This window comes from Caulobacter sp. GW821-FHT10E02 (assembly GCF_059415225.1).
The window spans coordinates 813,945-837,330 of the sequence record NZ_JBWKMV010000002.1; the positions used below are offsets into that span (position 1 = coordinate 813,945).

24 protein-coding genes are annotated in these 23,386 nt (G+C 67.3%); 4 read left to right on the forward strand and 20 right to left on the reverse strand.

Features of this window, described 5'->3' with window-relative positions; genetic code table 11:
* Positions 1 to 14: 14 nt before the first annotated feature.
* The 13 genes from metK to AC07NI_RS13690 form a co-directional block, all read right to left on the reverse strand.
* Positions 15 to 1,238: a methionine adenosyltransferase gene (gene metK, locus AC07NI_RS13630; RefSeq protein WP_494619856.1), complete on the reverse strand. Its 1,224-nt coding sequence runs from the start codon at positions 1,236 to 1,238 to the stop codon at positions 15 to 17.
* Between the two features lie 113 nt (positions 1,239 to 1,351).
* Complete coding sequence (locus AC07NI_RS13635; protein ID WP_494619858.1) at positions 1,352 to 1,786, reverse strand: helix-turn-helix domain-containing protein; 435 nt, start codon at positions 1,784 to 1,786, stop codon at positions 1,352 to 1,354.
* A gap of 28 nt (positions 1,787 to 1,814) precedes the next feature.
* Entirely contained in the window at positions 1,815 to 3,416 is a 1,602-nt protein-coding gene (gene lnt / locus AC07NI_RS13640; RefSeq protein WP_494619860.1) for an apolipoprotein N-acyltransferase, read from the reverse strand.
* Positions 3,413 to 4,318, reverse strand: coding sequence for a hemolysin family protein (locus AC07NI_RS13645; protein WP_494619862.1), 906 nt, complete (start codon positions 4,316 to 4,318; stop codon positions 3,413 to 3,415). Before AC07NI_RS13645 ends, lnt begins: the two co-directional genes overlap by 4 nt.
* Before the next feature lie 8 nt (positions 4,319 to 4,326).
* Entirely contained in the window at positions 4,327 to 4,782 is a 456-nt protein-coding gene (ybeY, locus tag AC07NI_RS13650; RefSeq protein WP_494620534.1) for an rRNA maturation RNase YbeY, read from the reverse strand.
* A gap of 19 nt (positions 4,783 to 4,801) precedes the next feature.
* Positions 4,802 to 5,746 (reverse strand): PhoH family protein, encoded by a 945-nt coding sequence (locus AC07NI_RS13655; protein ID WP_494619864.1) that lies wholly within the window; start codon positions 5,744 to 5,746, stop codon positions 4,802 to 4,804.
* Positions 5,743 to 7,095: a tRNA (N6-isopentenyl adenosine(37)-C2)-methylthiotransferase MiaB gene (gene miaB, locus AC07NI_RS13660; RefSeq protein WP_494619865.1), complete on the reverse strand. Its 1,353-nt coding sequence runs from the start codon at positions 7,093 to 7,095 to the stop codon at positions 5,743 to 5,745. The genes AC07NI_RS13655 and miaB overlap by 4 nt, the downstream gene beginning before the upstream one ends.
* 63 nt (positions 7,096 to 7,158) lie before the next feature.
* Complete coding sequence (locus AC07NI_RS13665) at positions 7,159 to 7,566, reverse strand: Fur family transcriptional regulator (protein ID WP_494619867.1); 408 nt, start codon at positions 7,564 to 7,566, stop codon at positions 7,159 to 7,161.
* A gap of 45 nt (positions 7,567 to 7,611) precedes the next feature.
* A complete protein-coding gene (rimI, locus tag AC07NI_RS13670) occupies positions 7,612 to 8,064 on the reverse strand; it encodes a ribosomal protein S18-alanine N-acetyltransferase (protein WP_494619869.1) in 453 nt (150 codons plus the stop codon).
* A complete protein-coding gene (gene tsaB, locus AC07NI_RS13675; RefSeq protein ID WP_494619871.1) occupies positions 8,061 to 8,708 on the reverse strand; it encodes a tRNA (adenosine(37)-N6)-threonylcarbamoyltransferase complex dimerization subunit type 1 TsaB in 648 nt (215 codons plus the stop codon). Before tsaB ends, rimI begins: the two co-directional genes overlap by 4 nt.
* A gap of 3 nt (positions 8,709 to 8,711) precedes the next feature.
* Positions 8,712 to 9,353, reverse strand: coding sequence for a DUF1131 family protein (locus tag AC07NI_RS13680; RefSeq protein ID WP_494619873.1), 642 nt, complete (start codon positions 9,351 to 9,353; stop codon positions 8,712 to 8,714).
* 39 nt (positions 9,354 to 9,392) lie between these two features.
* The gene (locus AC07NI_RS13685) at positions 9,393 to 9,980 is read right to left on the reverse strand and encodes a malonic semialdehyde reductase (protein WP_494619875.1); all 588 of its coding nucleotides are present in this window, start codon (positions 9,978 to 9,980) and stop codon (positions 9,393 to 9,395) included.
* Between the two features lie 92 nt (positions 9,981 to 10,072).
* Positions 10,073 to 10,651, reverse strand: a complete 579-nt coding sequence (locus AC07NI_RS13690; protein WP_494619877.1) for a NifU family protein — start codon at positions 10,649 to 10,651, stop codon at positions 10,073 to 10,075.
* A gap of 125 nt (positions 10,652 to 10,776) precedes the next feature.
* Here AC07NI_RS13690 and AC07NI_RS13695 point away from each other — a divergent pair, with 125 nt between their 5' ends.
* On the forward strand, positions 10,777 to 12,045 hold the full coding sequence (locus AC07NI_RS13695; RefSeq protein WP_494619879.1) for a cytochrome P450: 1,269 nt from the start codon (positions 10,777 to 10,779) through the stop codon (positions 12,043 to 12,045).
* Positions 12,046 to 12,772: 727 nt separating this feature from the next.
* On the opposite strand, the gene AC07NI_RS13700 is transcribed toward AC07NI_RS13695, so the two are convergent.
* The 3 genes from AC07NI_RS13700 to murJ form a co-directional block, all read right to left on the reverse strand.
* Positions 12,773 to 13,264 carry a universal stress protein gene (locus tag AC07NI_RS13700; protein ID WP_494619881.1) on the reverse strand — a complete coding sequence of 164 codons (492 nt, stop codon included), beginning with the start codon at positions 13,262 to 13,264 and terminating at the stop codon, positions 12,773 to 12,775.
* 31 nt (positions 13,265 to 13,295) lie between these two features.
* Entirely contained in the window at positions 13,296 to 14,330 is a 1,035-nt protein-coding gene (trpS, locus tag AC07NI_RS13705; RefSeq protein WP_494619883.1) for a tryptophan--tRNA ligase, read from the reverse strand.
* 161 nt (positions 14,331 to 14,491) lie between these two features.
* Positions 14,492 to 16,123 carry a murein biosynthesis integral membrane protein MurJ gene (gene murJ / locus AC07NI_RS13710; protein WP_494619885.1) on the reverse strand — a complete coding sequence of 544 codons (1,632 nt, stop codon included), beginning with the start codon at positions 16,121 to 16,123 and terminating at the stop codon, positions 14,492 to 14,494.
* 166 nt (positions 16,124 to 16,289) lie between these two features.
* Here murJ and AC07NI_RS13715 point away from each other — a divergent pair, with 166 nt between their 5' ends.
* Entirely contained in the window at positions 16,290 to 18,713 is a 2,424-nt protein-coding gene (locus tag AC07NI_RS13715) for a glycoside hydrolase family 9 protein (RefSeq protein WP_494619887.1), read from the forward strand.
* Here AC07NI_RS13715 and thpR read toward each other — a convergent pair.
* Together thpR and AC07NI_RS13725 are read right to left on the reverse strand one after the other, a co-directional pair.
* The gene (gene thpR, locus AC07NI_RS13720) at positions 18,696 to 19,241 is read right to left on the reverse strand and encodes an RNA 2',3'-cyclic phosphodiesterase (protein WP_494619889.1); all 546 of its coding nucleotides are present in this window, start codon (positions 19,239 to 19,241) and stop codon (positions 18,696 to 18,698) included. The genes AC07NI_RS13715 and thpR overlap by 18 nt on opposite strands.
* A gap of 2 nt (positions 19,242 to 19,243) precedes the next feature.
* Positions 19,244 to 20,296: an aldo/keto reductase gene (locus AC07NI_RS13725; RefSeq protein ID WP_494619891.1), complete on the reverse strand. Its 1,053-nt coding sequence runs from the start codon at positions 20,294 to 20,296 to the stop codon at positions 19,244 to 19,246.
* Between the two features lie 199 nt (positions 20,297 to 20,495).
* On the opposite strand from AC07NI_RS13725, the gene AC07NI_RS13730 reads away from it, so the two are divergent.
* Complete coding sequence (locus tag AC07NI_RS13730) at positions 20,496 to 21,248, forward strand: Bax inhibitor-1/YccA family protein (RefSeq protein ID WP_494619893.1); 753 nt, start codon at positions 20,496 to 20,498, stop codon at positions 21,246 to 21,248.
* A 136-nt stretch (positions 21,249 to 21,384) separates the two neighbouring features.
* Positions 21,385 to 21,744 (forward strand): hypothetical protein, encoded by a 360-nt coding sequence (locus AC07NI_RS13735; protein WP_494619895.1) that lies wholly within the window; start codon positions 21,385 to 21,387, stop codon positions 21,742 to 21,744.
* Positions 21,745 to 21,747: 3 nt separating this feature from the next.
* On the opposite strand, the gene AC07NI_RS13740 is transcribed toward AC07NI_RS13735, so the two are convergent.
* Positions 21,748 to 22,080 (reverse strand): DUF2794 domain-containing protein, encoded by a 333-nt coding sequence (locus tag AC07NI_RS13740; RefSeq protein ID WP_494619897.1) that lies wholly within the window; start codon positions 22,078 to 22,080, stop codon positions 21,748 to 21,750.
* 553 nt (positions 22,081 to 22,633) lie between these two features.
* Positions 22,634 to 23,365 carry a DUF1223 domain-containing protein gene (locus AC07NI_RS13745; RefSeq protein WP_494619899.1) on the reverse strand — a complete coding sequence of 244 codons (732 nt, stop codon included), beginning with the start codon at positions 23,363 to 23,365 and terminating at the stop codon, positions 22,634 to 22,636.
* Positions 23,366 to 23,386 lie beyond the last annotated feature (21 nt).

The following is a 23,386-nucleotide window of genomic DNA, read 5'->3' on the forward strand; positions in this document are numbered from 1 at the left end:
TCGAAGAGTGAGGCTTACGCCAGGCCCTTCAGCTCGCCCACGAGGTCGGTCTTCTCCCACGAGAAGCCGCCTTCGTTGTCCGGCGTGCGGCCGAAGTGGCCGTAGGCGGCGGTGCGGGCGTAGATCGGACGGTTCAGCTGCAGGTGCTCGCGGATCGAGCGCGGGGTCGCGCCGCCGATCAGCTGCGGCAGGGTCTTTTCCAGGATCGCCGGATCCACCTTGCCGGTGCCGTGCAGGTCGACGTGGAACGAGACCGGCTGGGCCACGCCGATGGCGTAGGCGATCTGGATGGTGCAGCGGTCGGCGAGGCCGGCGGCCACGACGTTCTTGGCCAGGTAGCGGCAGGCATAGGCGGCCGAGCGGTCGACCTTGGTCGGATCCTTGCCCGAGAACGCGCCGCCGCCGTGCGGGGCCGCGCCGCCGTAGGTGTCGACGATGATCTTGCGGCCGGTGACGCCGGCGTCGCCGTCCGGACCACCGATCTCGAAGCGGCCGGTCGGGTTGACCAGCCACTGGGTCTTCTTGGTGATCAGGCCGTCCGGGAACACCGGCAGGATGTGCGGCTTGATCAGGTCCAGCACGCGCTTGGAGGTCGCGGCCTTGCCGTCGATCTTCTTGGCGTGCTGGTGCGAGACGACGATCGAGACGACGCGGACCGGGCGGCCGTTGCCGTCATATTCCAGGGTCACCTGGCTCTTGGCGTCCGGCTCCAGTTCCTTGAGCTCGCCGCTGTGGCGCAGCTCGGCCAGGCGCTTGAGGACATTGTGGCTGTACTGCAGGGTGGCCGGCATCAGCTCCGGGGTCTCGGTGCTGGCATAGCCGAACATGATGCCCTGGTCGCCGGCGCCTTCGTCCTTCTTCTCGGTGGCGTCCACGCCCTGGGCGATGTGCGCCGACTGGCCGTGCAGGTAGTTGGCGAACTTCGCCTTCTGCCAGTGGAAGCCCTTCTGCTCGTAGCCGATATCCTTGATCGCCGCGCGAACCTTGGGCTCGAGCGAGGCGAGGATGTCCTTGGTGAGCTGCTTGTTGGCCTTCTTGTCACCGTCCGGCTTGCCGGCGCGGACTTCACCGGCCAGCACGATGCGGTTGGTGGTCACCAGGGTCTCGCAGGCGACGCGCGCCTCGGGATCGGCGGTCAGGAAGGCGTCGACGACGGTGTCGCTGATACGGTCGGCGACCTTGTCGGGGTGACCTTCGGAGACGCTCTCGCTGGTGAAGATGTAAGACGAACGGCTCAAGAGACAGCTCCGGTCATGAAATTCCGCGCAGGCGGACAGGCGCCCGGTACGGCGTCAGTTAGACCGGAACCATATAAAGATATGTTTATGCGATCAAGCGGAGCTTGAGAGGCTTACGCCTCGTCGTCGTCCGCGCCCTCTTCCTCGGCCATCGACCGCACCAGCTCCAGGATGCGGCGGCGCACCTTGGGCTTGGTGATCTTGGGGAACAGGCTGGCCAGTTCCAGGCCTTCGGGCGTCATCAGGAAATCGTGGACGAACACGTCGCCGTTCTCGGCCATGCCTTCGTTGCTGGTGTCGGCCAGGCCCTCGAAGAAATAGGCCACCGACGACTGCAGGCTCTTGGCGATCTCGTAGAGCTTGCTGGCGCTGACCCGGTTGGCCCCGCGCTCGTACTTCTGGATCTGCTGGAAGGTCAGGCCCAGGTCTTCGGCCAGCCGCTCCTGGCTGACGCCGAGGATCTTCCGGCGCATGCGGATGCGCGCCCCGACATGAAGATCGATGGGGTTGGGGTGGCGCTCGGTGTCCGGCAGGTCGCTCATACCCACGCTTGATAGCTGAAATTGCGGTTTTAATTCAGCCTAAGTCTTTCACGCGTGCAATAGAGGAAAAGGATTTACCTGCCAGTCGGCGAACTGACGCAACCGCAGATGTCAGTAGAAGCGCGAGAAACGCGAGATTCCCGAAGTTGTCGAAGGGTGTAACTCCACCCATTCCCGGTATTTGCGCGTCGATGACTCCGCTTTTGCCTAGATCGAGTCGCGCACCCGGAATGATTCGACCGCGCGCGTCGATCACGGCGCTGACTCCGGTCGGCGTGGCGCGCAAAATCGGCTTGGCGCTCTCGATGCCGCGATAGCTGGCCAGGTTGAGATGCTGCAAGGGGCCGGACGTCACCCCGAACCAGGCGTCGTTCGAGACATTGATCAGGACCCTGACGTTCGGATCACTCTTGGCCAGGCCCGGAAACAGGCTCTCGTAACAGATCAGCGGCTGGACCAGGAGGCCCGGCGAGACGCGCAGCGGGGCCGGGCGCGGACCCGTGGCGAAGCCGTCGCCCAGATGCGCCAGGCTCTTGAACCCGATCAGGGTCAGGAATTTCTCGGCCGGCAGGTATTCGCCGAACGGCACCAGCCGATGCTTGTCATAGACCCCGACCACCGCGAGATCGTCGGCCGTGCGGCGCAGGGCGATCAGGCTGTTGTAATAGGTCGGCGTCTGCAGCGGACCCTCGTAGCGATAGCCGCCGATCAGCAGCAGCTGGCCGGGCTGCAGGCCGTCAAAGATCGCCTGGCGGACCCAGGTCCCGGGGGCCAGATAGTCGTTGGTCGCCGCCGGCAGGGCGCCCTCCGGCCAGATGACGATGTCGGCGGGCTTGCCCTTGTAGGGGCTGGCGGTCAGCGAGACGTAGGACTGGACAATCTGCGAGAAGCGCACGGCGTCCCACTTGGCGTCCTGCTGGATGTCGGCCTGGACGATCCGCACCGTGGTCGGCGGGCCCTCGGGCAAAGGCCGCGACACGGCCACAGCGCCGTAGGCGTAGAGCGCCACGAGCCCGGCGGCGGCCGAGCCCAGCGCGATCTTGCCCTCCTTGCCCTCGCGCCACACGGCGGGCGCGGCGGCGATGGCCAGGGTGATCCAGGTCAGGCCATAGGCGCCAACCAGAGCGGCGGCCTGCGACGGGAAAGAGCCCGCTCGCCAGGTTTCACCCGGCAGGTTCCAGGGAAAGCCCGTGAGGATGTGACCGCGCGTCCACTCCAGCGCCGCGAAGGCCCCAGCGAAGGTCAGGACCCGCCAGGCGCCGGCCGGCCGGATCCAGCGATAGACCAGCGCCGCCAGGCCCCAGAACAGCGCCAGGCCCGAGGCCATGGCCGCCACGGCGAACGGGGCCATCCAGCCCTGGTTGGCGGCGTCGACCATGAAGGCCTCGGCGATCCACCAGGTCCCGAGCCCGAAATAACCCACGCCCGCCAGCCAGCCACGCCAGAAGGCCGAGCGCAGCGGCTTGGCTTCGTTGGCGTCGTCGAGCAGGTAGAGAAGTCCCGCATAGCCCAGCAGGCCCGGCAGGCCCGGCAGCACGCCGAACGGCGGATGGGCCAGGGCGGCGGCCAGACCGGCCAGCAGCGCCAGCACCGGACCGCTCCAGGCCTTGGCGCGGAAGTCCGTCCAGGCCGTCACGAGACGGTTGCGCCCTCGGCTGCCGGGGCGGCCTGTGGCGAAGAACCAGCACGCACCCGCACTCGGCGCACCCGGCGCGGATCGGCCTCGACCACCTCGAACTCGTAGCCTTCGGGATGGGTGATGACCTCGCCCCGCTGCGGCACGCGGCCGGCCAGGGCCACGACCAGGCCGGCGACGGTGTCGATGTCCTCTTCCATGTCGGAGGGAGCCAGTTCCAGGCCCAGCGCGGCTTCCAGCTCTTCCAGCGGCGCGCGGGCGTCGGCGTCATAGACCCCGCCCGGCCGCGCCACGATCGCCACGGCGGCGGCGTCGTCATGCTCGTCGTCGATTTCGCCGACCACCGCCTCGATCAGGTCTTCCATCGAGACCAGGCCGTCGGTGCCGCCGAACTCATCGATGACGAGGGCCATGTGGATACGGCTGGTGCGCATGCGGAGCAGGAGGTCGGCGGCCTTCATCGAAGCGGGCACGTACAACGCGTCACGGCGCAGCTTGTTCAGCACGACGTCGCCGGGCGCGGGGCGCTTGGCCTCGTCGGACAGCAGGCGGAAGATGTCCTTGACGTGGACGACGCCCACGGGGTCGTCGAGCGTCTCGCGATAGATCGGCATCCGCGAGTGCTCGGCCTCGGCGAACTGGGCGACCACGGTCTCGAACGGGGTCGAGAGCTCGACCGAGACGATGTCGGCGCGCGGGGTCATGACGTCGGCGACCCGCAGGGTCTGGAAGGCCTCGGCCTGGTCGACGATGTCGACGGCGCCGGTCGCGGGCGGCGGTTCGGGCGGCCGCGAGGGCTCGCCGCCGGTCAGCTGCCGGCGCATGCGTCGAAGGAACGCCCGCACGCCCCGGCTTCTGCGAACCGGACCGGCGGGCTGTTGACTAGGCTCGTCGCTGGGCATGGCCCTGTTCAGCGCCCCTCTTCATCACCGGCATAAGGGTCTGGAACGTCCAGGCCCGCCAGGATTTCGCGCTCGAACGACTCCATGGCTTCCGCCTCTTCGTCGTTCTCGTGGTCGTATCCTAAAAGATGAAGCACGCCGTGCGCCACCAGATGTTGCAGATGGTGGCTCAGGAGCTTGCCCTGCTCGGCCGCTTCGCGCGCGCAGACGCCATAGGCCAGGGCGATATCGCCGATCTGGCCTTCCGGGTTCGGGGGCGAGGGGAAGGACAGGACGTTGGTCGCGTAGTCCTTCTGGCGGAAGTCGCGGTTCAGGGCCTGGACGCTGTCGTCGTCGGTCAGCAGGATCACGATCCCCTGGCCTTCGATGTCCTCATGGGCGTCCAGCACGGCCTGGGCCGCGCGCCAGACGAGGGCCTCGGCGTCCTCGGCCGCCGTGGTCCAGGCTTCGTCTTCGATTTCGATGTCGACAGTAATGGTCATGTCAGCGGGGTGTATTCTGCGCCGCGTCCGCGTCATAGGCCTTCACGATCCGTTCAACGAGCGGATGGCGCACGACGTCCGAAGCGGTGAAGCGCGAGATCGACACGCCCTCGACCCCTTCCAGGATCGAGACCGCGTGCGCGAGGCCGGAGTCGCGCGGGTTCAGCAGATCGACCTGGGTCGGGTCGCCGGTGACGACCATGCGGGCGCCCTCGCCAAGACGGGTCAGGACCATCTTCATCTGCAGGCGCGAGCAGTTCTGGGCCTCGTCGACGATGACGAAGGCATGGGCCAACGTGCGGCCGCGCATGAAGGCGATCGGGGCGACCTCGATCTCCAGCTTCTCGCGGCGGCGACGCAGTTGGTCGGCGCCCATGATGTCGGTCAGGGCTTCCCACACCGGCGCCATGTACGGATCGACCTTCTCGTTCAGGTCGCCCGGCAGGAAGCCCAGCTTCTCGCCGGCCTCGACGGCGGGACGAGTGACGATCAGGCGATCGACCTCGCCGCGCAGCAGCATTCCAGCCCCATGGGCCACGGCCAGGAAGGTCTTGCCGGTGCCGGCGGGACCCAGGCCGAAGCTCAAGGGATAGGTCGCCATGGCCTCCATGTAGCGGGCCTGGTTCTTGGTCTTGGGCGAGACATTGCCCTTGCGCACCGCGCGGGGCGAGGCCTGGCCGCCGGCTTCCTGCGAACCGCCGATGGCGATGCGGACATCGGCCTCGACCACTTCCTCGCCGGCGTCGGCGCGACCGGCCAGGCTCTGCAGCACCCGCTTGGCCCCGGTGCGTCCACGGGCGTCGCCCGTGATGGTGACGCCGCCGCCCGGCGTCTCGATCAGCACCTTGAAGGCGTCCTCGATCAGGGCGGCGTGACGGCCCGACGGACCGGAAACGGCGTGGACGGCGTCGTCCGACAGCGGCAGGAACTCAGGCGTACGGCTCAAGCGGTCTCCAGAACAGCGTTGGTTTCCAGAACACCGCCCAAGCTCATCTTGGCGGCGCTCTCGATACGGACAGGCACGATCGTACCGATCAGGCTTTCGGGGCCTTCAGCATGCACGGCCTGCAGATATGGGCTGCGACCCACGATCTGGCCAGGGTGGCGGCCCGACTTCTCGAACAGCACCGGCATGACCTTGCCGACCTGCGCCGCATTGAAGGCCCGCTGCTGCTCTTCCAGAAGCTGGTTCAGGCGATCCAGGCGCTCGGCCTTCACCGCCTCGTCGACCTGACCGGGCATGGCCGAAGCGGGCGTCCCAGGGCGGCGCGAATACTTGAACGAGAAGGCGCTGGCGAAGCCGACTTCGCGGACCAGCTCCAGGGTCTTTTCGAAATCGCCGTCGCGCTCGCCCGGGAAACCGACGATGAAGTCGCCGCTCATGGCGATGTCCGGACGGGCGACGCGGATCTTCTCGATCAGCTTCACATAGCTTTCGGCCGTGTGGTCGCGGTTCATGGCCTTAAGGATCTTGTCGCTACCCGCCTGCACCGGCAGGTGCAGATAGGGCATCAGCTCCGGCAGCTCGCCGTGCGCCTCGATCAGGTCCTCGCCCATGTCGCGCGGGTGGCTGGTCGTGTAGCGGATGCGGTCCAGGCCATCGATCTTGGCCAGCTGACGCACCAGCTTGGCCAGGGTCGAGCCGTCGCCGTCATAGGCGTTGACGTTCTGGCCCAGCAGGGTGACCTCGCGCACGCCCTTGCCGGCCAATTGCTTGGCCTCCTCGACGATGTCGTTGACCGGCCGCGACCACTCGCCACCGCGGGTGTAGGGCACCACGCAGAAGGTGCAGAACTTGTCGCAGCCTTCCTGCACGGTCAGGAACGCGGTGACCCCGGTCACGTGGCGCTCGGCCGGCAGGGCGTCGAACTTCTCATCGGCGGCGAAGTCGGCGGCCAGGCGCTCGCCGGTCGCCCGGTGGGCGCGGGCGATCAGCTCGGGCAGCTGGTGATAGGCCTGCGGACCGACGACCAGATCGACCGCCTTCTGGCGATGCATGATCTCCTTGCCCTCGGCCTGGGCGACGCAGCCGGCCACGGCGATGGTCATGCGACCACCGTCCTGCGCCTTCCGGTCCTTCATCTGCTTGATGTAGCCGAGCTCGGAATAGACCTTCTCGGTCGCCTTCTCGCGGATGTGGCAGGTGTTCAGCACCACCAGGTCCGCGCCTTCCGGATCATCGACGACGCCATAGCCCAGCGGGCGCAGGACATCGGCCATGCGCTCGCTGTCATAGACGTTCATCTGACAGCCGTAGGTCTTGATATAGAGGCGCTTTTGCGGGGTCTCGCTCATGCGCGAGGTTATGGGGTCACGCGGCCGCTGGCGCAAGTTCGCCAGGGCCACACCCAGGACCGCTTAGTCCTCCAGCGGCACGCCGTAGAGCTCGAGCCGGTGGTCGATCAGCTTGTAGCCGAGCTTGCGGGCGATCGCGTGCTGCAGGGCCTCGATCTCCTCGTCCACGAACTCGACGACCTTGCCGGTCTTCATGTCGATCAGGTGGTCGTGGTGGTGATCGGGCGTCTCTTCGTAGCGCGAGCGGCCGTCCCGGAAGTCGTGGCGCTCGATGATGCCGCTTTCCTCGAACAGGCGGACCGTGCGGTACACGGTGGCGATCGAGATGTGCGGATCGATGGCGTGGGCCCGGCGGTGCAGCTCCTCGACGTCCGGATGGTCGTCGGCTGACGACAGCACGCGCGCGATCACGCGGCGCTGGTCCGTCATGCGCATGCCTTTTTCGATACAGGCCTTTTCGAGTCGATCCACGGCGGAGCTCCGTCTTGAGTCGCGGGCAAGATAGGGGGTCGGTCGCTAACTGTTAAGCGCTCGCCGCATGACAAGCGCGTCCTTGGCCCCATCCGGATGGGGATAATAGCCCTTCCGGACGCCAACCTTGGCGAAACCGGTCGATTGATAGAGCGCGATGGCCGCCTGATTGTCGGCGGCGACCTCCAGGAACATCGCTTCCGAGCCGGTCTCGACGGCGATTCCGGCAGCGATTTCGACCAGGGCCGCGCCCCAGCCGCGCCGGCGGGCGGCTGGATCGACGGCGATGGTCAGGATCTCGGCCTCGCCGGCGATCGAGCGGCACAGGATAAAGCCCTTGGCCTCGGCAGGGTCGCCGGCCTCGCCCAGCACCGCGAAGGCGCCCGGCGATTTCAGCAGGTCGTCGAACTCCAGCGCCGTCCAGGGCCGAGGGAAGGCCTTGTCGTGGATATCGGCGAGATCGAAGGCGGCTTCGGAGCCGACAGGACGCAGGTTCATGTTTCGCCTTGGGCGGCGGGCAACGTCGCATAGGGCGCGCGCAGATAGAGCGGCCGGGGCGAATGGCTCGGGGCGGGCTTCTTGGCGACCAGGCGGGCGATGGCGACCGGATCGGGCGCGGCTGGCGTCAGCACCGTGGCGCTGCTCAACGCGTCGGCCAGCAGCGGCGCGCCGGAACCGATCAGGGTCGCCGGACCGCCCGAATAGAGCTCGGCCAGCCGCGCGGCGGCCTCGCCCAGGCTCAGGGCGTCCGGGGCCATCAGCGAGACGCCGTCGGCGAAGACCTGGATATAGACCTGGCTCATCCGCGCATCGAGCACGGCGGCGACGAAGCCCTTTTGGCCGAACGCCAGGCTCTCCAGCGTGTTGACCCCGACGCAGGGGATCGACAGCGCCGTGGCCAGACCCTTGGCGAAGGCCAGACCCACGCGCAGGCCGGTGAATGAGCCGGGACCGACCGTGACGCCGATGCGGGTGAGGTCGGAAAAGGCGATCCCGGCCTCGGTCGCGGCCTCACGCGCCAGGACGCCGATGCGCTCCTGGTGGCCGCGGGTCATAGGCTCGCTCTTGGCGGCCAGCACGCGCTCGCCGTCCAGCACGGCGACCGAACTGGCGCCGAGGCAGGTGTCGATCGACAGGATCATGGATCAGCCGGCGCCGACGACCGCGCCTTCGGCCGGACGCCAGACGAATTCGTTCAGCTGGCCCTTGGCCTTCAGGGTCGCCTCGGGCGGCACGGCCTTGCCGGTATAGCCGGGGACGCCGAACACGTAGGACACTTGGGGCGCTTCTGGACGGACGCAGAGGGTCATGTTGATCTCGCGGCCCTCGCCGGCGCGGCACTGGTCGACCGTGAAGCCGAGGTCGGCCCACTTGGCCAGCAGTTGCTCGTCCTTGGGGCCACGCGCGTCGCCGGCATTGACGCGGACATAGGCGATCTCGGCCTCGTCGGTCTTGCCGATCTCGGCCAGCGGGACGTTGTCCTGCTCGACATTGATGATCGCCTGGGGCGGGCCTTCGCCGAAGTGCAGGAAGGCCTGCTCGACCTTGGCCTTCGGGAACAGGACCTTCAGCGTGTTCAGGTCGAAGGCCACCGAGCCGTTGATCGGGCCGACGCCGTCATTGCTGACCTTCAGCGGGCCGCCGGCATAGGGCGCGATGGCGACGCGGACGGGGGCCTTGGTACCCGCGTCGGCGGCGGGCGCGGCGGGGGCTTCGTCCTTCTTGGCCGGCCCACAGGCGGCGAGCAGCACGAGCGGCAGGGCGAGGAGGGTGTGGCGGAGGGTCATGCGGGCTTTGTAGCCCGACGCCCCTCCGCCGTCACCAGATCAGAGGATCTTCGCGGCTTCGTCGAAGTCCAGGCGCGGATTGCGCGGGAACAGGCCCTCTTCCGTGCCGTGGCCGATCGAGGCGATGAAGTTGCTCTTGATGTTGGTGCCCGCGAAGAACTCCGCGTCCACGCCGGCATTGTCGAAGCCCGACATCGCGCCGACGTCCAGGCCCAGAGCCCGCGCCGCCAGGATGAAGTAGCCGCCCTGCAGCGAGCTGTTGCGCAGCGCGCCCCATTCACGGGCCTGCAGGTCGTTGAACCAGTCCTTGGCGCCCGGGGCGTGCGGGAACAGCTTCGGCAGGGTTTCCGGGAAGTCGAGGTCGTAGCCGATGATCACCGTGGCCGGGGCCTGCAGGATCTTCGGGGCGTTCGAGCCCGACGACAGCTTGGCCAGGCGTTCCTTGGCCTCTTGCGAGGTCAGGAAATAGAAGCGGGCCGGGGTGGAGTTGGCGGCCGTGGGGCCGAACTTGGTCAGGTCATACAGTTCGCGCAGCGTCGCTTCCGGCAGCGGGGTCGGGTCCCAGCCGTTGCGGGTGCGGGCTTCGGTGAACAGCTGGGCGAGCGTCGCGTCTTCGAGCTTGGCCATGGTCGATCCTTCGGTAGGCTATCTGTAACTCTGAGAGTTACGATATAGGCGCCCGCGCCAAGATCAACACCCGAGAAAGACTTCTCGCGCCTTTAGAGCGTCTGCTCGACCCGGGTCACTTCCGGCACATAGTGCTTGAGCATGTTCTCGACGCCCGACTTCAGCGTCGCCGACGACGACGGGCAGCCCGAGCAGGCGCCGCGCATGTGCAGCCAGACGACGCCCGTCTGCGGCTCGAAGCGCGAGAAGACGATGTCGCCGCCGTCCTGGGCCACTGCCGGGCGGATGCGGGTGTCGAGCAGTTCCTTGATCTCGGCGACGATCTGGGCGGTGTCTTCGTCGTAGACGCCATCTTCGTCGTGGCCGCCATCGGCGCTCGGCGACGCGTCCAGCAGCACCGGCCGGCCGCCGGTGAAGTGGTCCATGATCGCCGCCAGGATCGGCGCCTTCAGGTGCGGCCACTGGGCGTCCTCGCCCTTGGTCACGGTCAGGAAGTCGGGACCGAAGAACACCCGCGTCACGTCGCCGAGGTCGAACAGGGCCTTGGCCAGCGGCGAGGCGTCGCCCTCTTCCGGGGTGCGGAATTCCCGAGCGCCCTCGCCCAGCACTTCGCGGCCGGGCAGGAACTTCAGGACCTCGGGGTTCGGGGTGGTTTCGGTCTGGATGAACATGGCCTTGAAATGGACCTCGCGAGGTCGTGACGCAAGACCGCTCAATCGTCGCATTTTAAAAGTGACACCGGCGTCATTTTCTGGCGTGATGCCCGCAGAACAACGATCCTTGGGAGGATCTCCAGATGAGTGACGGTTCGGTGGACCTCAAAGAGGCCGCGCGCGCGCGAGCCTATTCCATTCCTCTCGAGGACTATCACGTGGCCGATCCGGACCTGTTCCAGGCCGACGCCATGTGGCCCTACTTCGAACGCCTGCGGAAAGAGGACCCCGTCCACTGGTCGAAGGGCAACGAGGAGATCGGGCCCTACTGGTCGATCACCCGCTACAACGACATCATGACCGTCGACACGACCCACCAGGTCTTCTCGTCGGACGCCCACCTGGGCGGCATCACCATCCGGGACTTCGACGAGGACTTCGTCCTGCCGATGTTCATCGCCATGGACCAGCCCAAGCACGACATCCAGCGCAAGACGGTCAGCCCGATCGTCTCGCCGCAGAACCTGGGCCGTCTCGAGGGCATCATCCGCGAGCGGGTCTGCCAGATCCTGAACACGCTGCCGATCGACGAGCCGTTCGACTGGGTCGACCGCGTCTCGATCGAGCTGACCACCCAGATGCTGGCCACGCTGTTCGACTTCCCCTGGGAGGAGCGCCGCAAGCTGACCCGCTGGTCGGACGTCGCCACCGCCTCGCCCGAGAGCGGCATCGTCGAGAGCGAGGACCAGCGCCGCGCCGAGCTGCTGGAGTGCCTGGCCTACTTCACCAACCTGTGGAACGAGCGGGTCAACCAGACCGAGCCGGGTAGCGACCTGATCTCAATGCTGGCCCATGGCGAGGCCACCCGCGACATGCCGCCCTTCGAATATCTGGGCAATGTCATCCTGCTGATCGTCGGCGGCAACGACACCACCCGCAACTCGCTGACCGGCGGCCTCTACGCCCTGAGCAAGAACCCGCAGGAAGAAGCCAAGCTGCGCGCCGATCCCAGCCTGATCCCGAACATGGTCTCGGAGATCATCCGCTGGCAGACCCCGCTGGCCCACATGCGCCGCACGGCGCTGGAGGACTACGAGCTGGGCGGCAAGACCATCAAGAAGGGCGACAAGGTCGTGATGTGGTACGTCTCGGGCAACCGCGACGACACGGTGATCGAGAACGCCGACGCCTTCATCATCGACCGGCCCCAGGCCCGCCGCCACCTGTCGTTCGGCTTCGGCATCCACCGCTGCGTGGGCAACCGCCTGGCCGAGATGCAGCTGAAGATCGTCTGGGAAGAAGTGCTCAAGCGCTTCCCCCGCATCGAGGTCCTGGAAGAACCCAAGCGCGTCCACTCGACCTTCGTGAAGGGCTACGAGCGGATGATGGTGCGGATTCCGGAGCGGACCTGATCTCAACTAATGGATTTTCGCGAAGAATCCTGTGGATAACTTTTGATCCGATTGCGCCTACAAGCAAATCAGGGGCGCACTGGAAAATCCTCGTTCCCCAAGGACTTGGAGCGAGAAGTTATCCACAGGCCGACACTACATCTTGTAGTCAGCGGCGGGCTTGATCCCAAGCCATTGAATTTGCGTGCTTGACCGGACGACCGGAGAGCGGCTGAATTCCCTCACTAGACCCCTGGATTCGAAAGACCGCCGCGTGGATCAGACGCGACGGCCCCATCGAAGTCAGAGCCCGCCAACTGAGAGTTGGGCGCGGGACGCTGTCTGCACTGCGGACTTTGAGTCCGCAGAAATGCGAGGTCAAGGCCCACTCTCGCGTTGCAAGAGGAGATACCCCGTGAGGGATCTCATAGTGCGTGCGATTAGCGAGCGCCTTGTACTCGCCATCGGCTATCCCCCCGGTATGCGTACCATTGAACCGCATGCCATCGGCTGGAGTTCGGCAGGGCACATCCTGATTAGAGCTTTCCAAACTTCCGGGGTGAGCGATTCAGGCGAACACCATTCCTGGAAACTACTCCGGTTGGACCGGCTGCTCTCCGTGGATTTCAACGGCTCGCTGTTTGGTGGTCCGAGGCCTGAGTACAAACGGGGTGACCGAGCAATGGCTCGGGGCATCATCGCCCAGCTCTAGAGACAGGGCCCCAAGAGAAATCTTGGGGCCTATTACTCACGCCAGCTCTTCGATCTCCGCGTCCGTCAGGTCGCCCGGCACCACGGTGACGGGCAGCTTGCGGCCGGCGAAGCCGACGCCATCCTTGGCGATGGCCGAGATCAGCGGCCCTGGCCCTCGTCCCGCCGTGGAGGTGGCCAGGATCAGAATCTTGATGGCCGGGTCGGCGGCGATGACCTGCTTCAGCGCCGTGCGGACGCTGTCGGCGTGCTTGATGATGAACTCGGGCGGCAGGCCGGTGGCGGCCACGACCTGGGCGGCGAGGCTCTGGAGCAGGGCCTCGGCTTCCTCGCGCTCCTGGCGTTCGATCTCCTCGCGCACGCCGCTCCAGTGCTCGAACTCGGCGGGCGAGATCACCTTAAGCAGCGCCACGTGACCGTTGGTCGAGCGGGCGCGGCGGCAGGCGTATTTCAGCGCCGCCGCGAACTCCGGGCTGTCGTCGGCGACGACGAGGAACTTGCGGCGGCTAGGGGGCGCGGCGTCTGTCATGGGCGGACAAGACGCCGCTTTAAGCCAAGGCTCAAGCCCCCCAGAAGCCGACCAGCTTCTTGACCTCGGCCAGGGTCGGGGCGGCGGCCTCGGAGGCCTTGGCCGCGCCCTTGGCCAGGATGGCGTCCAGCACGGCCGGGTCGCCCAGCAGGCCGCGCATCTTGTCGCCGACTGGGGCCAGCTTCTCGACCGCCAGGTCCGCCAGGTCCGGCTTGAAGGCGCCGAAGCCCTTGCCGGCGTAGTCAGCCAGCACCTCGGCCTTGGTCCGGCCGGACAGCGCCGCGAAGATGCCGACCAGGTTGTCGGCCTCGGCGCGGGCGGTCAGCTCTTCCAGGGTCTCGGGCAGCGGTTCCGGATCGGTGCGGGCCTTCTTGATCTTGGCGGCGATGGTGTCGGCGTCGTCGGTCAGGTTGATGCGCGAATTGTCCGACGGATCGGACTTGCTCATCTTGGCCGAACCGTCGCGCAGGCTCATGACCCGGGCGCCAGGACCCTGGATCAGCGGCTCGGGCTGCGGGAAGAAGCCCTGGGCGCCGAAGTCGTGGTTGAACTTCTGGGCGATGTCGCGGGTCAGCTCCAGGTGCTGCTTCTGGTCCTCGCCGACCGGCACGTGGGTGGCCTTGTAGACCAGGATGTCGGCCGCCTGCAGCACCGGGTAGGTGTAGAGGCCCACCGAGCTGCGCTCCTTGTGCTTGCCGCTCTTCTCCTTGAACTGGGTCATGCGGTCCAGCCAGCCGAGGCGGGCGACGCACTGGAAGATCCAGGCCAGCTCGGCGTGCTCGCGCACCGCCGATTGCGGGAAGATCGTCGCCTTGTCCGGGTCCAGGCCCGAGGCGATGTAGGCGGCGGCGATCTCGCGGGTCTGCTGGGCCAGCAGCGCCGGGTCCTGCCAGACGGTGATGGCGTGCAGGTCGGCCACGAAGATGAAGGTGTCGATCTCGTGCTGCAGGCGGGAGAACTTCACCAGCGCGCCGAGATAGTTGCCCAGGTGCAGGGCGCCCGAGGGCTGGACGCCCGAGAGCACGCGGGACGGACCCGTATAGGTGACGGGAGCTTGGTCGGTCATGGCTTCAGCCTTGGCTGTCGAAATCTAGGAATGGCGAAGTCGCGCAAAGGCGCGGTCCGCGTCGAAACGCGGAGATCAAAGTCAGTTGGAGCCGCGCCATCGCGGCGAGAAGTGACCGATCGGAGCCATGCTCCGCTGGTTAGCCTCCTCGCGGGCATGGATCAAGCCTTGCCCCGACGCAGGGCCGCCTTCAGCTCGGCCGGCTTGACGCCGCCAAACAGGAACAGCAGCGGCGGATAGACCGCCACGCCGGCCAGGCAGGTCAGGGCCAGGGCGAACTCCTTGGCCCCGAGCGCGTGGCCATGCAGGCCGATCGCGCGCAGCGGCGCCTCGATCATATCGCGATAGTGCGAGGCGGCGGCCAGCAGCAGGCCCATGCCCAGGCTGGCGACCAGGATGCGGGCCAAGCGCGACCAGGTCTGCAAGCTCGGGCCGTATTCCTTCTTGGCCGACAGGCCCCAGGCCATCTGGCCGACATTGATCCACGAGGCGATGGCGGTCGCCGCGGCGATGCCGCGCACGCCGACCAGCTGGAACAGCACCACGCCGAAGGCGATGTTCACGGCCACCGAGATCAGGGCGTAGCGCATCGGGCTCTTGGTGTCGCCGCGCGCGAAGAAGGCCCGCGAATAGAGCTGCTGCAACACGAAGGCCGGGGTGCCCAGGCCGTAGAAGAACAAGGCCGCCGCCGTCTGGCTGGCGTCGAAGGCGGTGAACTCGCCGCGCGTATAGAGACCGTCCGACAGGAAGCCCGGCATGGCGATCAGAGCCGCGGCGGCCGGCAGGGTCAGGGCCATGGCCAGGGTGATCCCTTGGTCCATGGCGCTCTGGGCGTCCTCGCGATCGCCCGAGTGGACGGCGCGCGACAGGCGCGGCAGCAGGGCGACGCCGATGGCCACGCCCACCAGGCCCAGCGGCAGCTGGTAGAGGCGATCGGCCGTGGCCAGCCAGGTCCGCCCACCGGGCACGTGGCTGGCGAGGTTTCCGGAGATGAAGATGTTGACCTGGGTGGCGCTGGCCGCGAGAGCCCCCGGGATGGCCTTGCCGATCAGCTCGCGCACTTCCGGCGTCAGGCGCGGCATCCGCCAGTGGACCTGGGCGCCGGACTTGTTGACGCCCCAGGTCAGCAGCGAGGCTTGCGCCACGCCGGCGACGATGACGCCGATCGAGCCCCACTGCGCCGCCCCGACCGCCGTGGTCTGGGGCAGGATGAAGGCCAGGGTGCAGATGTTCAGCAGGATCGGCGCGCCGGCCGACAGGATGAAGCGGTCGCGGGCGTTCAGCACGCCCGACAGGTGCGCGACGATGGCCATGCACGGCAGGTACGGCATGGTGATCTGGGTCAGCAGCACCGCCAGCTTGTACTTCTCGGTGCCCCAGCCGAAACCCGGGCTGATCAGCATCATCAGCCACGGCATGGCCAGCTGGCAGATGACGGTGATGATGATGGTCGAGGCCGCCAGGGTAGCCATGGCGTCAGCGGCCAGGATGTCGGCCTTCTCCTCGCCGTCGCGCTGCAGCGACTTGGCGTAGGCCGGTACGAAGGCCGCCGCGAAGGCGCCCTCGGCGAAGAACCGACGGAACAGGTTCGGGAACGCCAGGGCCGCGTTGTAGGCGTCGGCGGCCGGGGTGGCGCTGGCCCCCATCCGGTACGAAACAGCGAGATCGCGCGCGAAACCCATGAACCGGCTGACCAGGGTCAGGCCAGAATAGATCATCGACGACTTGAGCAGGCCGCCCTTCTTGGGAGCGGGCGGCGTATCGGCGGAGGCGGGGGGAACGGCGTCGGTCACCAACGGCTTGTGTGCCGCCGCCGAAAGGGCGTCAAGCGACAGCGCGCAGAAGGGCCAATAGACAGAAATGTGACCGGTAACAGATTTCGATTGACGGCGTTGTCTTCCGCCCGCAACCCTCGATGGCAAGACCCGCGTTCGACGGGCCAGGAGGAAACCCCAAGAGATGCGCCGCGCTTCGCTCGCCCTTTCGCTCGCCAGCCTGTTGGCGACCACTGCCTATGCCCAAGTCCCGCAGATGAAGCTGAACGACGCCGGCTACTACGCCGCGCCGGGGGCCGAAGTGCTGGTGTTCAGCAACTGGTACGACAGCCTGTTCAGCGACGCCAAGATCAGCGGCGTCGAGCTGATCCAGCGCGGCGTGCGCACGGCGACCAATGGCGATGTCCGCCTCTCGCCGACACCGGGCCAGTGGGACCCGATCGGCAAGCTGGTCGACCGCAAGGCCGACCCGAAGACCGGCGTGGTCGAGGCCACGCTTGAATATGCCGAGCATGGCTTCCGATACGTGATCCGCTCCGAGCCACGCGGCGGCGATGTCGTGGTCAGCATCGTGCTGGAGAAGCCCCTGCCCAAGGCGCTGGAGGGCAAGGCCGGCTTCAACCTGGAATTCCTGCCGTCCGCCTATTTCCGCAAGACCTTCATGGCCGACGGCAAGGCGGGCGCCTTCCCGCTCTACCCGGCCAGCGACATGGCCCCCGTGGACGGTCGGCCCGAGCCCCTGCCGCTGGCCCAGGGCAAGCGCTTCGTGCTGGCGCCCGAGGACGCGACCCATCGCGTAACCCTGACCTCGTCCGCGCCCATCGCCCTCTATGACGGCCGCAACCAGGCCCAGAACGGCTGGTTCGTGGCGCGCGGCCTGCTGCCCTCGGGCAAGACCGGCAAGGTGCTGGAATGGACCCTGTCGCCCCAGGCCGACGCCGCCTGGGTCCGCCCGCCGATGATCGCCCACTCCCAGGTCGGCTACGCGCCCGGCCAAGCCAAGACGGCGGTGATCGAGCTGGACGCGGCCGACAAGCCGGCGGCCACCGCCCGACTGCTGCGGATCTCCGACACCGGCGCCTTCACCACCGCCCTGGAGGGTCCGGTCAAGCCGTGGGGCCGCTACCTGCGCTACGCCTATGGCCGGTTCGACTTCAGCAGCGTCAAGCAGCCCGGCGCCTATGTCATCGAGTACGGCAAGACCCGCAGCGCCCCGTTCCGCATCGGGCCGGACGTCTTCGCCGACGCCTGGCATCCGACCCTGGACGTCTATTTCCCGGTCGCCATGGACCACATGTTCGTCAACGAGGCCTATCGCGTCTGGCACGGCGAGGCCCACAAGGACGACGCCTTGCAGGCGCCCGTGAACCACGAACACCTCGACCTCTACGCCCAGGGTCCGACCACCGACACGCCGTTCAAGCCGGGCGAGCATATTCCCGGCCTCAATATCGGCGGCTGGTTCGACGCCGGCGACTTCGACATCCGCACCCAGACCCAATACGCGGTCGTCCGCGACATGGTGCAGACCTGGGAGCAGTTCCGCCCGACCCGCGACCAGACCAGCGTCGATGACGCCACGCGCCGGGTCGAGATCCACGTTCCGGACGGCAAGCCCGACCTGGTCCAGCAGATCCGCCACGGGACCCTGCAACTGGTCGCCCAGCACCGCGCGGTCGGCCACGCCATACACGGCATCGTCGAGCCCGACCTCGACCAGTACACCCACCTGGGCGACGCGGTGACCAAGACCGACGGCGTCCCCGGCACCAAGGACGACCGCTGGGCCTTCACCAGCAAGAGTTCGGCCCTCAACTACGGCTCGGCCGCCGCCCTGGCCGCCGCCAGCCGCGCATTGCGCGGGGCCGACGACGCCCTGGCTGACGAGAGCCTGACCATCGCCAAGCGCGTCTGGGACGAGGAGCACAGCCATCCGCCCGACACCTATCGGCACGGCAACACCACCGGCGGCAATCTGACCGACGAGGAGTTCGACGCCACCGTCGAGCTGCTGGTCACCACCAAGGACCCGGAATACGCCGCCCGCATCGACGCGATGTGGCCCGAGGTCGAGAAGCGCTTCGCCGCCAACGCCCGCACCGCCGCCCTGGCGATCCCGTTCATGCCGGCCGCCTACAAGGCCCGTATGGAACCGGCCGTCCGCGCCTGGCTGGCGGCGGACGCCCAACACGCCAAGGACAATCCGTTCGGCGTCTTCATCGGCACGGGCGGCTGGGCCGGCAGCGGCGGGGTGGTCGAGGCGGGCCTGACCCACGCGGCCCTGCGCAAGGCCTTCCCCGACATCGTCCCGGCCGATGGCGTCTATCGCGCCCTCGACTATCTCTACGGGACCCATCCGGGCTCGAACCTGTCGCTGGTCTCCGGCGTCGGGACCCAGTCCAAGGAAGTCGCCTATGGCAACAACCGCGCCGACTTCAGCTTCATCGCCGGCGGCGTCGTGCCCGGCGTGCTGATCATCAAGCCCGACCTCCCCGAGAACAAGGAGGACTGGCCCTTCCTGTGGGGCGAGAACGAGTACGTCGTGAACGTCGCGGCCGGCTACATGCTGCTGGCCCAGACGGCCAATGCGCTAGCCAACGGGCGCTAGCGGATATTCCCGTTCCAGCCGGTAGGCCGAGCCCTCGCTGGTCTGCCAGCTGGAATAGAGCCCGAAGCGGTCGACGTGGAAGGCCGGGGAATGCAGCAGGTTGTGGGTCTGGATCCAGGCCCCGACCTCCTGCACCGAGGCGCGCTTCAGATAGGCCAGGGTGACATGCGGCGTGTAGAGCCGGCTTTCGGGCTTGAGCTCCACCGACCGCGCGGCGCTCTCATTGGCCTTCTGCAGCCGGCGCAGCGGCGCGCTGTCCTCGACCCCGGCCCAGACAGCGTGGATGTCGGCGCCCTCGCCGAAGTGGCCGGCGCGGGTCAGTTCCAGGTCGAAGGCCGGGGCGTCGATCTGCTCCAGCGCCTCGTCCAGCTCGGCAGCCACCGGCTCCTGCACGTCGCCGATGAAGCGCAGTGTGATGTGGAACGCCTCCAGCGGCCGCCATCGCGCGCCCTCGATCCCGTGCTGGCGGGAAAGCAGGCCCTGGCCGATCTCCGGCGGGATAGCGATGGCGGTGAACAGGCGGATCATGCTTACGGGCAGGGGTTCGGCTGGCGGGCGTGGATGTCGTTGACGGCCTTTTCCAGGTCGTCGGTCCAGGAGAGATCGAAGGCGTCGATGTCGGTCTTCAGCTGAGCCATCGAGGTGGCGCCGATGATCGTGGCGGTGACGAAGGCCCGCGTGTCGCAGAACTTCAGGGCCAGCTGGGCCGGGTCCAGGCCGTTGGCCTTGGCCAGTTCGACATAGGCGCGGAACGCCTCGACCGCGCCGGGACCCTCATAGCGTTGCATGCGGTTGTAGAGCGCCTTGCGCGAACCCTCGGGAAGGCCGCCGTCCAGGTACTTGCCGGTCAGCTGGCCCTGGGCCAGGGGCGAATAGGCAAGGAGGCCGACCTGCTCGCGCATGGCGATCTCGGCTAGGCCCATCTCGAAGGTGCGGTTGGCTAGGTGATAGGCGTTCTGGATCGAGGCGATGCGGGGCAGGCCCTTGCCGTCGCTCTCGCTCAGGAACTTCATCACGCCCCAGGGGAACTCGTTCGAGACGCCGACATGGCGGATCGAGCCCTTCTTCACGTGGGCGTCCAGCGCCTCGAGGATGTCGCCGAAGCTCTCATAGTCCTGGGCGTAGTCCTTGTAGCCCTGGCCGCCGAACACCCGCACCGGGCGATCGGGCCAGTGCAGCTGGTAGAGGTCGAGATAGTCGGTCTTCAGGCGGCGCAGCGAGCCCTCGACGGCCTCGTCGATCTGGGCCTTGGTCTGGCGGGTGGTCGCGCCGTCCTTGCGCATCCACGGCAGGCCGCCGAAGGCCGCGCCCTGGCCGGCGACCTTGGAGGCCAGTACGATCTCGTGGCGCTTGCCGGTCTTCTCCAGCCACGTGCCGATATATTGCTCGGTGCGCCCCTGCGTCTCCGGGTTCGGCGGGCTGGCGTACATCTCGGCCGTGTCCCAGAAATTGACCCCGCGACCCAGCGCGTAGTCCATCTGCTCGTGGGCCTCGGCTTCCGAATTCTGCGAGCCCCAGGTCATGGTGCCCAGGCAGCAGCGCGAGACGGACACGTCCGTGCGGCCCAGCTTGACGTATTCCATCGGCGACGCGCCCCTGTTTTGCCTTCTCGGGGGAGCTTTCTACGAGCGTCTGCCGTTGTCCCGCAAGGCTGAGCGCCGTTCAGCCGCTTTCACGAACGCATACCATGAACACTTTCGTGAGGGGATTGCGCGCTCGCCCGGGACACCCGATATTCAACGGGCGTCCACCGTGGACGCTCTAGCTCAAGGGCTTAATTCGATGAACGACTTCAACCGCGACTACGCGCGCTCGATCCCGGCGGATCGCGCCGACATGTCGGTTGACGCCGGCCTGCGTACTTTCATGCTCGGCGTCTACAACAAGGTGGCGCTGGGTCTCCTGCTGTCGGCCGGCCTGGCCTTCCTGACCAGCGCCTATGTGCCGGTCGCCAGCCAGCTGTACGTGCTGACCCCGGACGGCCGCCTGGCCGGCTTCACCATGCTGGGCACCATCGTCCGCTTCGCCCCGCTGGCCATGATGCTGGTGGCCATGTTCGCCATGAAGAACCCGACGGCGCGTTCGTCGGGCATCCTGTACTGGGCACTGGTCGCCTCGATCGGCGCCGGCGCGGGCGTGTGGCTGCTGGCCTACACCGGCGCCTCGGTCGCCTCGACCTTCATGATCACCGCCATCGCCTTCGGCGGTCTGAGCCTGGTCGGTTACACGACCAAGAAGGACCTCACGGGCCTGGGCAGCTTCCTGATCATGGGCCTGATCGGTCTGGTGCTCGCCTCGCTGGTCCAGATGTTCCTGCACCTGCCGGGCCTGAGCTTCATCATCAGCGTCCTGGGCGTGCTGATCTTCGCGGGCCTGATCGCCTACGACACCCAGCGCCTGAAGATGACCTACTACCAGCTGGGCGGCGAGCAGCAGTCGATGGCCGTGGCCACCAACTACGGCGCGCTGAACCTCTATCTGAACTTCATCAACCTCTTCCAATTCCTGCTCAGTATCCTGGGCAGCCGTCGCTAAGACGACCGCCGGTTCGACCGGAAGGGCGGACCGGGTCTTCAAGGAAGCGGTTCGAAACGACGAAGCCCCGGCGGGAAACCGCCGGGGCTTTTTCTTTGACCTCATCGCGCCCACATTGTCGGAGATGGAGACGAGCATGATCCGAGCCATTGTCCACACCACCGCTCTAGTGGCCGCCGGCCTGCTACTGGCGACGAGCGTCCACGCCGAGACGGCGATCCCGGCCTATCCGCCGATCACCAAGGGTCCAAACCTCTCCACACCGCTGAACCTCAAGCCCATCGGCCCGGTCGAACTGCGCTACGCCAATGCGCGCACGCCGCTGCCGCGCGGCGTCGCCCGGACGGCGATCGAGCGCAAGGAAGGCGGCGTTTCGGGTGGAGTCGGGGTGCTGTGCGGTATCCAGCCCAGCGCCGACACCAGCGGCATCGGCACGGCGCGTGGCTACGACAACGACGGCCGCTTCGTCGGCGCCAAGCTGGGCTTCTCTTTCTAAGCCTCAGTCCACGACCGAGAACTTGCCCTTCTCGAATACCTTCAGCACCTGGGCCAGTTCATGGCCGCGCTTGAGGATCATGCCGCCTTGGCCGGTCACCGCCCAGGCGCCCTGCTTGCGGGCCAGGGCCGGGCGCTTCTCGACGCGATAGAGCGGCGCCTCGGCCGTGTGGCGGAAGATCGAGAACACCGCGTGGTCGGAGAGACCGGCGATGCCGTAGTCGCGCCACTCGCCAGCAGCGACCATGCGGCCGTAGAGGCGCATCAACTGGTCCAGCTCGCGCCGTTCGAAGAAGACAACGCCACCGACGGGCGCGGAGTGGGATTCCAGGGCCATCGCTGGAATCTAATCCCAAATCGGACGATTGGAACAGGCTGGCCGCACGAAAGCGCTTTCGTGTCGTGATGGTCACGCCCGGGCGAAAAGACACGCCATGGCCATGCTGCGCCCCGATATGACCTTATTTCGAACCTTTGGCCGCCTGTTTGCGGGTCGATAAAGTGATTGTCGGCTGATCGGACACCCTGTGGTCCAGGATCCTGAACAGCCCCCCCAGCCCCCCAGATCGCGGGCCGGTCAGCCGACAAACTCTATATCCCCTCCCCCAAATGAGCCCGCGTGGACTTCCCCCACCACGCGGGCTTTTTGCGCGTGGATTCAGGTCTCAGTCCTGACATGCGCCGCCCTGAAACGACCTTTGTTTGGTCCAGCCCTCGCCTGTTTGGGCGGCGATAAAGACAGTGTCGACGAAGAGCGGACCGGGTTCCTGTCCAGCCCCTCAGCCCGCCCGGTCACGAGACGCTTCTCGTCGGCATGCAAAAGGAACCCGCGTGACCCGTCCCCTCCGGTCACGCGGGTTTTTCTTTGCCTGAAGGATTTGAGGAAGCGCCTAGCGCTCGGGAGTGGTGGTTTCCAGCACGCCCAGGATGCGGCCGCCCTTGGCGCCCTGCACCAGGATCACGCTCTCCAGCCCGTCGTCGGCCGTGACCGGCAGGCGATAGAGCTTGGGCCGGCCCGCCCAGGGACCCAGCTTGGTCAGCTCGCGCACCACATTGCGATGGACCAGGGTCTGGCCCTTGTTGTCGCCGCGCTTGACGGCGATGTCTTGCTCGCGCGGATCATAGCGGACCAGCCAGACATCGGCCCCGCCGCGCGGCGCCGGGCCCGAACCGACCGCGACGCGGACCTTGCCGACGAACTGCATGTCCGGGGCGTTGAGCGGCGTGCGCTTGGCGGTCTTGACCAGGTCCTCGACCGCCTCGGCCTTGGTGCCCGAAGCCTGGACCTTGCCGCCGACCACCATCTGGGGCGTGGGCACGTCGCGCAGGGCGAACTTCTTGGCGTAGGCGCGCTGGCGCTCGGCGAAGGTCGGCTTGGCGAAGGTGTCCTTCCAGCCGAGATAGTCCCAGTAGTCGACCGAATAGGTCAGGGCCAGGACCCCGTCCTGCTTGGACAGGTCGGCCGCCAGCTGGTTGGCCTTGCCGCAGGACGAGCAGCCCTGGGCCGTGAACAGCTCGACCACCACCGGAGCCTTCTCGGCCCAAGCGGCGCTCCCCCAGCACAGGGAAGCAGTGACGCCGGACAGGGCCAGGGCGAACAGGGGGAGGGCGGCCTTACGCATTGCGGGTCACTTAAGCCAAGA

Bases quoted from the DNA above. Each gene is read 5' to 3' on its own strand.
- AC07NI_RS13645 (WP_494619862.1), bottom strand. From the start codon at position 4,318: ATGCCCAGCGACGAGCCTAGTCAACAGCCCGCCGGTCCGGTTCGCAGA.
- miaB (WP_494619865.1), bottom strand. From the start codon at position 7,095: ATGAGCGAGACCCCGCAAAAGCGCCTCTATATCAAGACCTACGGCTGT.
- rimI (WP_494619869.1), bottom strand. From the start codon at position 8,064: ATGAACCTGCGTCCTGTCGGCTCCGAAGCCGCCTTCGATCTCGCCGAT.
- tsaB (WP_494619871.1), bottom strand. From the start codon at position 8,708: ATGATCCTGTCGATCGACACCTGCCTCGGCGCCAGTTCGGTCGCCGTG.
- AC07NI_RS13680 (WP_494619873.1), bottom strand. From the start codon at position 9,353: ATGACCCTCCGCCACACCCTCCTCGCCCTGCCGCTCGTGCTGCTCGCC.
- AC07NI_RS13685 (WP_494619875.1), bottom strand. From the start codon at position 9,980: ATGGCCAAGCTCGAAGACGCGACGCTCGCCCAGCTGTTCACCGAAGCC.
- AC07NI_RS13690 (WP_494619877.1), bottom strand. From the start codon at position 10,651: ATGTTCATCCAGACCGAAACCACCCCGAACCCCGAGGTCCTGAAGTTC.
- AC07NI_RS13695 (WP_494619879.1), top strand. From the start codon at position 10,777: ATGAGTGACGGTTCGGTGGACCTCAAAGAGGCCGCGCGCGCGCGAGCC.
- AC07NI_RS13700 (WP_494619881.1), bottom strand. From the start codon at position 13,264: ATGACAGACGCCGCGCCCCCTAGCCGCCGCAAGTTCCTCGTCGTCGCC.
- trpS (WP_494619883.1), bottom strand. From the start codon at position 14,330: ATGACCGACCAAGCTCCCGTCACCTATACGGGTCCGTCCCGCGTGCTC.
- AC07NI_RS13715 (WP_494619887.1), top strand. From the start codon at position 16,290: ATGCGCCGCGCTTCGCTCGCCCTTTCGCTCGCCAGCCTGTTGGCGACC.
- thpR (WP_494619889.1), bottom strand. From the start codon at position 19,241: ATGATCCGCCTGTTCACCGCCATCGCTATCCCGCCGGAGATCGGCCAG.
- AC07NI_RS13725 (WP_494619891.1), bottom strand. From the start codon at position 20,296: ATGGAATACGTCAAGCTGGGCCGCACGGACGTGTCCGTCTCGCGCTGC.
- AC07NI_RS13730 (WP_494619893.1), top strand. From the start codon at position 20,496: ATGAACGACTTCAACCGCGACTACGCGCGCTCGATCCCGGCGGATCGC.
- AC07NI_RS13735 (WP_494619895.1), top strand. From the start codon at position 21,385: ATGATCCGAGCCATTGTCCACACCACCGCTCTAGTGGCCGCCGGCCTG.
- AC07NI_RS13740 (WP_494619897.1), bottom strand. From the start codon at position 22,080: ATGGCCCTGGAATCCCACTCCGCGCCCGTCGGTGGCGTTGTCTTCTTC.
- AC07NI_RS13745 (WP_494619899.1), bottom strand. From the start codon at position 23,365: ATGCGTAAGGCCGCCCTCCCCCTGTTCGCCCTGGCCCTGTCCGGCGTC.